The organism is Geomicrobium sp. JSM 1781026 (assembly GCF_041949955.1).
In the GTDB taxonomy this organism is placed as follows: Bacteria; Bacillota; Bacilli; order Bacillales; family Marinococcaceae; genus Geomicrobium_A.
Window position 1 is genome coordinate 389,131 of sequence record NZ_JBHFQF010000002.1, and the last position, 12,009, is coordinate 401,139.

The 12,009-nt window shown below is 47.4% G+C and carries 12 protein-coding genes; 6 read left to right on the forward strand and 6 right to left on the reverse strand.

The features are described from left to right. Positions 1 to 154: 154 nt before the first annotated feature. A complete protein-coding gene (locus ACE1TF_RS04880; RefSeq protein WP_375014757.1) occupies positions 155 to 1,393 on the forward strand; it encodes a dicarboxylate/amino acid:cation symporter in 1,239 nt (412 codons plus the stop codon). Positions 1,394 to 1,433: 40 nt separating this feature from the next. On the opposite strand, the gene ACE1TF_RS04885 is transcribed toward ACE1TF_RS04880, so the two are convergent. After that, entirely contained in the window at positions 1,434 to 2,369 is a 936-nt protein-coding gene (locus ACE1TF_RS04885; protein WP_375014759.1) for an arsenic resistance protein, read from the reverse strand. Positions 2,370 to 2,448: 79 nt separating this feature from the next. Between ACE1TF_RS04885 and ACE1TF_RS04890 the strand changes: the two genes are divergently transcribed. The 3 genes from ACE1TF_RS04890 to ACE1TF_RS04900 are packed head-to-tail and all read left to right on the forward strand — an operon-like array spanning position 2,449 to position 5,478. Then, the gene (locus tag ACE1TF_RS04890; protein ID WP_375014761.1) at positions 2,449 to 3,819 is read left to right on the forward strand and encodes a YjiH family protein; all 1,371 of its coding nucleotides are present in this window, start codon (positions 2,449 to 2,451) and stop codon (positions 3,817 to 3,819) included. A 51-nt stretch (positions 3,820 to 3,870) separates the two neighbouring features. Continuing rightward, entirely contained in the window at positions 3,871 to 5,160 is a 1,290-nt protein-coding gene (locus tag ACE1TF_RS04895; protein WP_375014763.1) for an aspartate aminotransferase family protein, read from the forward strand. A gap of 54 nt (positions 5,161 to 5,214) precedes the next feature. Beyond that, positions 5,215 to 5,478, forward strand: a complete 264-nt coding sequence (locus tag ACE1TF_RS04900) for a hypothetical protein (RefSeq protein ID WP_375014765.1) — start codon at positions 5,215 to 5,217, stop codon at positions 5,476 to 5,478. Between the two features lie 4 nt (positions 5,479 to 5,482). On the opposite strand, the gene ACE1TF_RS04905 is transcribed toward ACE1TF_RS04900, so the two are convergent. Both ACE1TF_RS04905 and smpB read right to left on the reverse strand, forming a co-directional pair. Next, positions 5,483 to 5,890 (reverse strand): hypothetical protein, encoded by a 408-nt coding sequence (locus ACE1TF_RS04905; protein ID WP_375014767.1) that lies wholly within the window; start codon positions 5,888 to 5,890, stop codon positions 5,483 to 5,485. A 66-nt stretch (positions 5,891 to 5,956) separates the two neighbouring features. Then, positions 5,957 to 6,430 carry an SsrA-binding protein SmpB gene (gene smpB / locus ACE1TF_RS04910; protein ID WP_042404043.1) on the reverse strand — a complete coding sequence of 158 codons (474 nt, stop codon included), beginning with the start codon at positions 6,428 to 6,430 and terminating at the stop codon, positions 5,957 to 5,959. Positions 6,431 to 6,509: 79 nt separating this feature from the next. Here smpB and ACE1TF_RS04915 point away from each other — a divergent pair, with 79 nt between their 5' ends. Next, positions 6,510 to 7,211 carry a nucleotidyltransferase domain-containing protein gene (locus tag ACE1TF_RS04915; RefSeq protein ID WP_375014769.1) on the forward strand — a complete coding sequence of 234 codons (702 nt, stop codon included), beginning with the start codon at positions 6,510 to 6,512 and terminating at the stop codon, positions 7,209 to 7,211. Here the strand turns inward: ACE1TF_RS04915 and ACE1TF_RS04920 are convergent. From ACE1TF_RS04920 to ACE1TF_RS04930, 3 genes are all read right to left on the reverse strand, one after another. Further along, entirely contained in the window at positions 7,206 to 8,276 is a 1,071-nt protein-coding gene (locus tag ACE1TF_RS04920; protein WP_375014771.1) for a branched-chain amino acid aminotransferase, read from the reverse strand. The genes ACE1TF_RS04915 and ACE1TF_RS04920 overlap by 6 nt on opposite strands. Before the next feature lie 287 nt (positions 8,277 to 8,563). Further along, positions 8,564 to 9,442, reverse strand: a complete 879-nt coding sequence (gene htpX / locus ACE1TF_RS04925; protein WP_375014773.1) for a zinc metalloprotease HtpX — start codon at positions 9,440 to 9,442, stop codon at positions 8,564 to 8,566. 8 nt (positions 9,443 to 9,450) lie between these two features. Beyond that, positions 9,451 to 10,020: a LemA family protein gene (locus ACE1TF_RS04930; protein WP_375014775.1), complete on the reverse strand. Its 570-nt coding sequence runs from the start codon at positions 10,018 to 10,020 to the stop codon at positions 9,451 to 9,453. Between the two features lie 145 nt (positions 10,021 to 10,165). Here ACE1TF_RS04930 and ACE1TF_RS04935 point away from each other — a divergent pair, with 145 nt between their 5' ends. Continuing rightward, positions 10,166 to 11,323: an acyl-CoA dehydrogenase family protein gene (locus ACE1TF_RS04935; RefSeq protein WP_375014777.1), complete on the forward strand. Its 1,158-nt coding sequence runs from the start codon at positions 10,166 to 10,168 to the stop codon at positions 11,321 to 11,323. The last annotated feature ends 686 nt before the right edge of the window (positions 11,324 to 12,009 follow it).

Consider the following 12,009-nt stretch of genomic DNA (forward strand, 5'->3'; position numbering starts at 1 on the left):
ACAAATACTTTCACTACATAATATGATGTATCTACTGTTTAAAAGAAAAGCACTTCGTTCTCTTATGATCGATTTAACAGAAAAGATTATATTGTGAAACGATTAAGAAATATTTTAGGATAGGTCTTTGTCGTGCGTAAGGGGAGGATTTTTAATGAGTTTAACGAAAAAAATTATTATTGCTCTAATCGCCGGCCTTGTTGTCGGTCTTTCTTTAAATGCATTTCTTTCAGAAGAAGCATTTTCAACGATTGATTATTATGTGCTCAGCCCGGTAGGGGATATCTTTCTACGAGCGATCTCGATGCTCGTCGTTCCGCTCGTGTTCTTCTCCCTCGTCTTAGGGGCAGCGAGCATGAGTGATGTAAAAAAACTAGGCCGTATTGGCGGCTTTACGATGGGCTTTTACTTACTAACGACACCAATCGCGCTAGGCATAGGGATTGGGGTTGCGTATCTCCTTCAACCAGGTACGGAAGGCCTTATGCAGCAAGACATGGAAGGGTATGAGCCAAACGAAGCTCCACCAGTGATGGAAACGCTCATTAACATTATTCCTTCTAACCCAGTAGAAGCGTTAGCATCTGGAGAAATGTTACAAATTATCGTTTTTGCCCTCTTAATCGGGTTTGGAATTGCGATGCTCGGTGAAAAAACGAAAGGTTTGCTCGACCTTGCTAGACAAGCAAATGACGTCATGATCTGGCTCGTGAAGATTGTCATGTTGCTTGCCCCATTTGGTGCATTCGCGCTCATCGCTTCAGCCATCGGAGAACTCGGTTGGAACGCGCTCGAATCGATGTTTATGTACATGTTAGCGATCGTACTCGCGTTATTTATACAAATGATCGTCGTTTACGGTGGGCTCGCATATTTCTGGGGGAAGAAAAACCCAATCGAGTTTTTCAAAGGATTCTTTCCAGCAATGGCTGTTGCGTTTAGTACATCGAGCAGCAGTGCAACACTTCCAGTGACGATGAAGTCAGCAGAAGAGAATTTAGGCGTGCCTAAACAAATCAGCTCGTTTACTTTACCACTCGGTGCAACGATTAACATGGACGGAACCGCAATTATGCAAGCGGTAGCTACCATCTTCCTTGCCCAAGTGTATGCCGTAGATTTAGGCGCTACAGAATTACTCACGATTATCCTGACTGCGACACTTGCAAGTTTAGGAACAGCGAGTGTTCCGGGTGCAGGCATTATCATGCTTGCCATGGTGCTACAGTCCGTCGGCATTCCGCTTGATGGCATTGCCCTCATCCTTGCCGTTGACCGTATTCTAGACATGACACGTACCGCCGTGAATATTACCGGTGATGCAACAGCTTCTGTTGTCATCACAAGAATGGAAAAAAAGCGCGGCGAAACGTTTGACGAAGAAAAAGCATAAAGAAAGAAGCGTCCTCACTCATGAAGTGTGGACGCTTTTTTTAAGCTCTTGAGCGGAGCAACACGCGGGCGAGGAGGGCGAGAATCGGCAACTCGATCAGCGGCCCGATCACAAGAGCGAGAGCGACGAGCGGCGTGTCAGGAAAAACGGCGACAGCGAACGCAAGCGCTACTGGGGAATTGCGCGCAATAATCGTCATTTGTAAGCTCACAGAGTCGGGATAATTAAACCGCCAAAGACGGTTCGTCCATTTCCCAACAAAGAAATTAACGATGAAAAAGAGAACGATCGGAATGAACAATAGACCGATCACTTCGACGTTTTGAACCAACAGGCTCCCTTGAGACGAAAACATCGCCACAATCGCCAGCATGAGAAAATACACTTGGGCGTGATCCCAAACGCGTACCCATCCTTCCAACTTCTTTTCTGATAGAAAGAAACGTGTCACTCCCGCTACGAGAAAGGGGAGAGCGAAGACGATGACAATGCTCGATAGTAAGGTTTCAAAAGAGATGAGTTGGAAGCTTCCAGCAAATACGAGTATATAAATAGGAAGTAAGACGATTTGTAATAGTAAATTCATTGGCAGAACAGATGTGGCAAGGGTAACGTTCCCTTTTGCCATCGCTGTAAAGATCAAATACCAATCTGTGCAAGGGGTCACCATGAGCAACATAAAACCGATCCATAGTGCTGGATGGTCTGATAGAAATAGTGCCCCGAGACCGAATGCGAGCAGCGGGGACCAAAGAAAGTTAATCCCAATCGTTGTTGTCAAAAACTTTTTGTTGCGCCACGACGCACGTATAGACTGTAACGGGATCGTAAGAAACAGTCCGTAAAGCATCAGTACAAGAGCAGGCACAATGAAAACTTCTGCATTCTGTTCGACAGCAGAGAACTGCCCTAAGAGAAGTCCAAGTAGGATGGCTAGTAGAATAAATAGTGTCTGGAATTTATTGAGGTTATTCATAGTTTTCATTATACAACAATTTACAATTGCATACTTATCCTTGTTATTGTATATTAATGAATAGAAATGAGGGAGCACAATGAATTCTACGACATCAACAAATGAAACGTTATCGATATATTCTAAGATGAAATTTTTAATACCAACGATTATAGGGGCGATGTTATTCCTCATCCCTCTTCCGGTCGGAGCAGATGGTCAATGGTTAGTTCTTATTGCGGTAATGGCTGATGCCGTGTTGGCTTGGACCGAACCGATCATCGTCGAATTGCTCGTGGCTGTGTTATTGTTTTCCGGTGTGGCGTCTCTGTTAGCAACGGTTGCAAAACCAGAATGGCTGGTGCGCTCAAAACTGCATCCGCTTTTCGTGGTCCATCCGATATGGCTCGTCATTCGACTTGTCGGTGCGGCGTTTGCTGCAATGGTGTACTTTCAATGGGGCCCGGCGTTTTTACTTAGCGAATTTACTGGCGGTGAAGTATTAACGAACTTGTTGCCAACGCTCGCTGTCTGGACATTTATTATGGGTATGCTATTGCCGTTGCTCGTTGATTATGGGCTAATGGAATGGCTAGGAACGATGGCGAATAAAGTAATGCGCCCGTTGTTTCAACTGCCTGGACGTGCTTCTGTCGATTCTGTCGCTTCGTGGATGGGAAATAATATGGTGAGCATTCTCATTACGATTGATCAGTATGAGAATGGCTATTATTCAAAGAAAGAATCAGCGGTCATTGTGACCAACTTTACGATTACAAGCATCGGTTTTGCTTTAATAATTGCGTCCTTACTCCAACTTGAACAGATGTTTCTGCCGTTTTACGCGACCGTACTCGTTGGTGTGTTTGTAGCAGCGGTCATTTGCCCGCGGATCCCGCCGCTTTCTTGGATGAAAAATGAATATTATGAGCCGGTGGGAAAGCAAATTAAAGAGGAAGCCCCAACAGACACGTCAACGTTTTCATGGGCGTGGACGAAGGCGGTTGCCAAAGCGGATGGTGCGGAAAAGCCGACGAACATTGTGAAAAAAGGGGTATACAATGCGGTGGATATTTGGTTAGGTATGTTACCGATCGTGATGGCAATCGGTACACTCGCCCTAATCATTGCGGAATTTACATCGTTTTTCCAGTGGATTTCCTATCCGCTCGTCCCGGTATTGGAATGGATGCAAGTCCCTGAAGCGGCACAAGCGGCGCCAGCGCTTCTCGTTGGGTTTGCCGATATGTTTTTGCCGGCCATTCTTGCAAGTGGAATTGAAAGCGAGTTGACCCGCTTTGTTGTCGGTGCGGTATCGTTGACGCAACTCATTTACTTGTCAGAAATCGGTGTGATGCTTATCCGTTCGAAGATTCCAGTGAACTTTTGGCAATTGCTCGCGCTATTCATTATTCGTACGATCATCACATTACCCATTGTTGTGCTCATTGCTCACTTTATCGTATTCTAAGTATAATAAAAGATCGAGTTTCGTCTTGTGAAGAAAAGGAGTCTGTTTACGTTGTCAACGAACTGGAACAATCTATTAGAGAAGTTACCGGAACGTCTCGCGCCGAGTATGGCAAAGGACCATCCGAATTTGCCTGTTGTTAAAGAAGAAGGAGTCTACTACTTCGGTGTGGACAAAAAGAAATATCTTGATTTCACGTCGGGTATTGCCGTAACGAACGTCGGTCATCGTCATCCAAAGATTGTACAAGCGATTAAGGATGCAGCCGATGAACTGACCCACGGTCCGATCGGGGTTATTCAGTACGAATCGATTTTGAAGTACGCCGATGAGCTGGCGAACGTCATGCCTGGTGATCTTGACTGTTTTTTCTTTGGAAACAGCGGTACAGAGGCAGTTGAAGGGGCGTTAAAACTTGCACGTCACGTGAAGAATAAGCCGTATGCCATCTCGTTTACGGGAGGTTTCCACGGACGTACGCTCGGTTCATTATCGGTCAGTACGTCAAAAGCGAAGTATCGTAAGCACCAGCCGGTAGGCGCTTCGTACCAGATTCCTTACTATGATCCGTCAGACGATGAACAGGTGGCCATCGAGAAGCTGGATGCCCAATTCAATCAGCTATTTGCTCATGCGGCTGATGTTGAGGAAGTGGCTTGTGTCATTATGGAGCCGGTGCTTGGTGAGGGCGGATACGTAATTCCGCCAAAGCGCTGGGTGCAACGCATTCGTGAGATTTGTAACGAAAATGATCTGTTACTCATCTTTGATGAAGTGCAAACTGGGTTTGGGAGAACGGGAGAATGGTTTGCCTCTAATTTGTTTGATGTTGTGCCTGACATTATGGCCATTGCGAAGGCAATGGCGTCTGGTCAACCGATTAGTGCGACCGTCGCCCCGCACAAATTGATGCAACAGTGGCCACTTGGAAGTCATGCGACCACTTATGGTGGCAATCCAATTGCGTGTCGTGCCGGGCTTGCTACTCTCGAAATTCTAAAAGAAGAGAACTTGTTGCAAAACGCAAAAGAAGTCGGCGCATATGCAGCTGCACAGTTAGACGAACTTAAAGCCAAATATCCAGTCATCGGTAGTATCCGTGCGGTTGGGTTAATGATTGGCATTGAGATTGTTCATCCGGAGTCCGGTGAGCCAGACGGAGAGCTAGCGATGAATATTCTTGATCGTGCACTTGAAGAAGGTGTTCTCTTTTATTTTTGTGGCAACAAAGGAGAAGTCATCCGTATGATCCCACCTCTTACGGTAACGAAAGAACAAGTAGACGACGGCCTCTTGATGCTCGGCCGTGCATTAGAGCGAGCAACGAAAAAATCAACATAAATGCCGTATGAAAGCCCCCTTGTCCTCATAGGAATGAAGACAAGGGGGCTTTTTATGGCAACTTTCACATTTATTCTCGTGTTTCAATTGGTAATCTTTCTTGCGCTGCTTGGCGCGCTTCTTTGGATCGGACTGCGCATTAGTCAGAATTCACCCGTGAACATACGCCGGGCCCTGTTCATAACCGTCATTGTAGCTATGGTTGCTGTGATGGTAAGCGATGCCGCGACGCACGGGTTCTCAATTGCGGGCTATTATTTATTGCCTGTCATCGTCATCATTGTATCACTCGCCATGCTCGTGCAAATAAAGAAATGACGCTTTAAGCGGAGTGCTCGCTCGTGTCCGCCTTCATTTCCCTGTGATCACCGAGGACGAGTAGCCCGGCAATGGTAATCGGAACACTCATCATTAAGGAGCTAATCAATAGCTGTACATCCAATTCAGGGAAAATGCTGATTCCTAAAGAGAGGGTGAGGGCAACCAAACCGGTAATGAGAAGCTGTTTGGCCGCACGTCCTTTTTTTTTATGAATGTTGAATGTACCTAACGCACCGATCGTCACTAAAGCGATAGGGATTAAAATGATTCCCCCCATCACCAGAATAACTATCCACCCACCTTCTGGAGCGATAAAGGCAACCAACCCAGATACAAAAAGCACACTAAACACATACGTGACGATCTGAACGAGGCTAAGCACTGAGAGAATGAGTTGCGTGACATACATGTTGAACTCTCCTTGAATACGCGTAATTTTTAGACAGTGAAAAATAAAAGAGGCAACGAAGCCTCCTTATTCCATGCCTTTCATCCGTTGACCCATTACTTTTTCCATCTGTCGTTTTGCATCTTTTTTCTTCAACGATTCCCGTTTGTCGTAGTTCTTCTTCCCTTTTCCTAATCCGATAAGAATTTTTGCGAATCCGTTTTTAATGTAAACTTTCAGCGGGACAAGCGCATACCCTTGTTGCCCTGCTTTACCTGTAAGTTTCTTAATTTGTTGTTTATGCATGAGAAGCTTTCGCGTGCGCACAGGGTCGTGATTATGACGATTCCCTTGTTCATAAGGATTAATGTGCGCTTGATAAAGAAGCACTTCGCCGTCTTCAATGCGTGCGAAACTTTCTTTAATGTTCATTTGTCCAGCGCGAATGGACTTAATCTCCGTTCCTTTCAGAACAATGCCAGCTTCAATTGTTTCTTCAATAAAAAATTCATGATTGGCTTTGCGGTTTTGAGCGAGAACTCGGCTATCATTTTTGGCCATAGAGGTGCATCCTTTTTTCCATTGTCGTTTCTTCATCGTAGCAAAAAAGCGGGGTACCTGCAACGAAGAAGGTGGTACAATGGGGCGAGGAGGTGATCGTTTGCATCCGCACGCAACCCATATTATGCAAAAATATATCGGAAAATTGAAACATAAATTTCCGAACGAGTTAATCGGCGTATACGTTCACGGGTCATTGGCGCTCGATGAGTATCGGCCAGACGTGAGTGACATCGACTTTGTGACGGTTATTCGTGAGCCGTTCACACGTGAGCAAATCGATCAGTTAGGCCCTTTGCATCACCCGGAAATGGAAGGGATATATGTGAGGGCTGACGATGTCGGTAAAACGAGGAGTTCTGTGGTTTATGTTAATGGGAAGCAGCCAGCAATGATTAGGGGTGTGCCACCCGTGACGTGGTGGCTGTTAGAAAAGAAAGGCATCCGATTGTACGGTCCACCATATGACGTGTTCCAAAGCAGAACGACCGACGAACAACTCGTTCACTATGTGAAAGAGAATATGAATACATACTGGCGTCATCATCCAGCACCTGTAACAGAAGAAGATGTGTACTGGTGTTTGAGTGGGGTGCTCAGGCAATGGTATACGCTCGAACACCGAGACATCATTTCAAAACGAGCGGCGCTCGTTTTTGGACACGAAAAACTGCCCACCGAGTGGCACGATTTACTCGGTGTAGAGCCGACCTCGAAGCCGATCAAAGACAAAGAGCATGCACATCGGTGCATGCTCTACATCATCGAACAAGCGTTATAATTGTACCGTCCAACCGAATGGGTCTTCGATACGGCCCGTTTGAATACCGGTAATCGTATCATACAACTTTTGGGCAGTCGCGCCGGTTTCGTAGTTGTTAATCGTTAGCTCTTCGTCCATGTATTGAAGTAGACCAACCGGTGAGATGACAGCGGCCGTACCTGTACCAAACACTTCCTCGAGCGTCCCAATTTGATGAGCGGCACGAATTTCTTCTAAAGAGATTCTCCGTTCGTGCACCGGCATGTTCCAGCTCTCGAGCAGTTGGATGACACTTTTTCTCGTGACCCCTTCTAAAATCGTTCCGTTAATCGCAGGTGTATGAATCTCACCATCGATTTTGAAGAACACATTCATACTGCCAACCTCTTCAATGTATTTTTTTTCGAGGCCATCCAACCAAAGCACTTGGGACCGCTTATGTGCCGTCGCACGGTCTTGTGCCTTGTACGCCGCACTGTAATTGCCGGCGGTTTTTGCTGAGCCCGTCCCACCAGGTGCAGCACGTGTGTAATGGTCTTCCACGAAAATACTGACCGGGTTCATCCCTTCAGGATAGTACGAGCCAACCGGAGACAAAATCACCATAAACGTATACGTTTGTGAAGGCGCAACGCTTAAATTCGCTTCTGTTGAAATCACGAACGGACGGATATACAAAGAAGTGCCGTCTGCAGTCGGAATCCAGTCTTTCTCAATTGTTACGAGCTCTTTTAAATAGCTGAGTACCGCCTCTTCATCGAGGGGAGGAATACTTAGGCGGTCATTTGATCGGTTGAGTCGTTGCATGTTCTCCTCGGGCCTGAATAAACGCACCGTTCCGTCGTCACCAACATAGGCTTTCAACCCTTCAAATACCGTTTGCCCATAATGAAAAACCATCGCCGCCGGGTCTAGCGTTAACGGCTCATATGGGACAATCCGTGGGCGAAACCACCCTTTATCCGTGTGATAATCAATCATGAGCATATGGTCAGTAAAGTATTTACCAAAGCCAAGTGCGTGTGGGTCGGGCTTTGCTTTTTTGGTCGTTGTAGGAATCACTTCTAAAGTTTGTTGTGTCATGCAAGAGCCTCTCCTTGTCAGAACATTCTTTTTCAATCACTATATCATGAATGCTAACCATTGTGTGGCAAAAAATAGACAAGCAGACTGTTGGGATTGCTGGATTTTAGGGTAGGCAGGGGAAGGGGGAGTGATCTAGATCGTGAATCTCCTAAATAATCCCAAGGCCTAACGACAATCGGCACCTTTGGTGCCGAAACAAAACCACACTTTCATCGGCATGGCTCATGCCGACAGGTCGTAGGTTCTTAGGATTCATTTAACCTAACGATTTTCCCCCACCGATGCTACATGTTTTGCAATCGTTCAATGCGGTTTTTGGGAGGTGGATGGGAGGAGAATAATCCTGCCACTTTTTTCTTTAAAGGGTCCGCGAAGTACAGAGAAGCAGAAGTGCCTGATGCTTCTTGGACGGGGCGTTCAACGCCGGTAATCTTTCGGAGTGCGGAGGCGAGCGCATGTGGATTGCGCGTTAGCTCTGCCGCTGATGCATCCGCCAAGTACTCACGATTTCTCGAGATCGCAAGTTGAATCATCGTTGCAATAACCGGTGCGAGAATAATGAGCACGAGGGCAACGATAAGCATGAGCGGGTGTTGTTTGTTATTGCCACCACCGCGGTTAAAGATCATCATCCTCATACCGATGTCGGTAAGAATGGCGACAGCACTCACAAGCGCCACGGCAATTGTTGATAAACGAATGTCGTAGTTTTGAATGTGCGCCACTTCGTGGGCAATAACGCCTTCCACCTCTTCGTTATTGAGTGTATCAAGTAGGCCCGTCGTAACCGCAACCGCCCCGTTTTTCGGAGACGTGCCGGTTGCAAATGCGTTCGGGCTCGGGTCTTTTATAATGAATAGCCGTGGCCGCGGTATGCGAGCAACCATCGCCATGTTGTCGACCGCTTCCCACAAAGGGATATTTTCACTTCGGTCTTTCACTTCATGGGCATGATTCATTCTCATGACAACGTTCGTACTCGACATAATCATCATCAGCGTATACCCACCACCAAGTACAATGGCAATCATGATTCCTGTGAAGATTTCACCGGTGGTAAAATACGTAATGGCTGCGCCAACGAGCAATACAAAAATGACAAAGCCCGTCACAATGAACACGGTTTTCGTTTTATTTTGTCGGATCTGTTTTAGTCGATTCATACGCCCTCTTAGAATTGAACCTGGACATTTTGACGTGCTTCCTCTGGTGTTTCAAGCATTTCATATTGCATAAAGTTGTGAACACCCGCAACAAAGTTCGTCGGGATCGACTGGACGGCAATATTGTAATCGCGCACGGTTGAGTTGTACGATTGTCGCGCATAGGCTAGCTTATTTTCCATCGCCGTTAACTCCTCTTGCAAGCGAAGAAAATTCTCATTCGCCTTCAAATCAGGATAATCCTCACGAAGCGCAAACAACCGGTTTAATGTCCCTTCCAACTCATTGTTCGCATGCACTTGCTCATTACGCGTGGCGTCTGACGAAGTCATCTTATTTCTCGCCTCAATTACTTGAGTGAACGTTTCCTGTTCATGGCTCGCATATCCCTTTACCGTTTCAACGAGGTTCGGGATCATGTCGTACCGTTGCTTTAACATGTTGTCAATCTGAGCCCAAGACTCCTCTGCCCACATGCGATATTTCACGAGACGGTTATATGAGCTGAACCAAAAGATTCCAACACCCACAACCCCGACAATAATCACACCGAGTAAAATTACTAAGATCGTTGTCATAAATGTATCTCCCTTCCAAAATGTGTGCTTATCCCTATACGAGACACAGATCACTTATGTTTCATATTTTATCACTACAATCCAAAACCATGTAGCTGAATTATTCCGATAGATTTAGTACAATTTAGTGAAAGGAGATGATCCGATGAGCGATTTATTCACATACACCACCCAAAACGAGAGAAAAGACGCCCTAAAAGAAATCGTTGAAGACTTCAAAGCCCGAGCGGAACAGCATGATCGGGCAGGTAGCTTTCCTCACGAAAACTTTAAAACCTTACGAAATAGTCGTTACCCCGGACTCACCGTCCCGACCCGGTTTGGCGGTAAAGGAATTTCACTGACAGAAATGCTTGAACTGCAAGAGATCATCGCCGAAGCGGATGGATCGACTGCCCTCTCCATCGGCTGGCATATGGGAATTATGAAAAGCCTCGGTGAAAACGAGACGTGGCGTGATCACGTTTATCGTGAAGTTGCGGCGCGCGTCGTCGAGCATGGCGCGCTTTTAAATAACGCCGCCAGCGAACCGGCGACGGGCAGCCCGACCCGCGGAGGTCGTCCCGAAACAACCGCTACGCCCGCAGACGGGGGTTACCTCTTAAACGGCAGAAAGACGTTCACGACACTCGCACCAACGCTCGACTACTTCGTCGTGAGCGCCGCGATCGAAGGCACAGAACAGGTCGGAAACTTCCTCGTCCGCGCCGGCCTGCCCGGTGTGCGTGTGGACAATACATGGGACACACTCGGTATGCGCGCCACAGGCAGTGACGACCTCATCTTAGAAAACGTCGCTTTGCGTGAAGAAGACTACGTTGAGACGCTTGGTGGGGGTCCGAAACCACCCGCAGGCTGGCTTTTGCACATCCCCGTGACGTACTTAGGCATCGCTACGGCCGCTCTTGCCTATAGTGCCCATGCCGCCAATCACTACTCGCCGAATAGCATCGACGGGACGATTGCCGACTTGCCGAACGTGCAACAAAAAATCGGCGAAGCTGAACTGCTCCGCATGCGTAGTCGCCACTTTTTATACAGTGTCGCTAGAAAATGGGATGAGAGCACGAGCGCTGAGCGCGAGCAGATGCAAGGTGAGCTCGGCGCAGTCAAGCATAGCGTCGTTAACGATGCACTGTCGATTGTCGATCTCGCCATGCGCGTCGTCGGCGCAAAAAGCCTCGCCGCGGACAACCCGCTCGGCCGCTATTACCGCGACGTGCGCGCCGGCTTGCACAATCCGCCGATGGACGACATGACCATCATCCAGCTCGCAAAGTCCACATTCGCCCGTCATCCGTAGTCATGGGGCGGGGGTGGCTGGTAAACATTAGGAGATTCGCGTTCTAGATCGTTTTTAGGTCGTACCGGCAAGGATCGGGCAAAATCTTTGCTCTATTTGTCATAATTTAGGAATTGTGCGATCTAGACTACCGCGCCTCCTCCTCGCCCCTGGCCTGAAAACCTAATGACCCGTCGGCATGAGCCATGCCGAGGGAAAAGCGGATTCGTTTCGGCACCGGAGGTTTCGACGGTCGCCGTTTATTGGGATTATTTAGGAGATCCGCGATCTAGATCGCACCCAAAACGATCTAGATCGCGTAAATTGCTCCGAATAGCTGGTAAAACAGGTGATCTAGATCAAAAATAGGGTGATCTAGATCATTTTTAGACCATATGGCAAGGGTCGGGGCAGGGAGCTTGGCTCTTTTTACATAATTTAGAAGAATGGCGATCTAGATCACCGGGCCTCACGCGCCTCCTCCTCGCCCCTGGCCTGAAAACCCAATGACCTGTCGGCATGAACCATGCCGAGGAAAAAGCGGTTTTGGTTCGGCACCGGAGGTGCCGACGGGTGTAGTGGTTTTGCTTCGGCACTAGAAGTGTCGATTGCTCAACTGCACCTCTTCTCACCGCAATTGCCTGTGAAGAATTTGCAGGAAAACTCGCATCGGTGTTGAATTGTTTCTATTTAAAGCGGTATGGGAG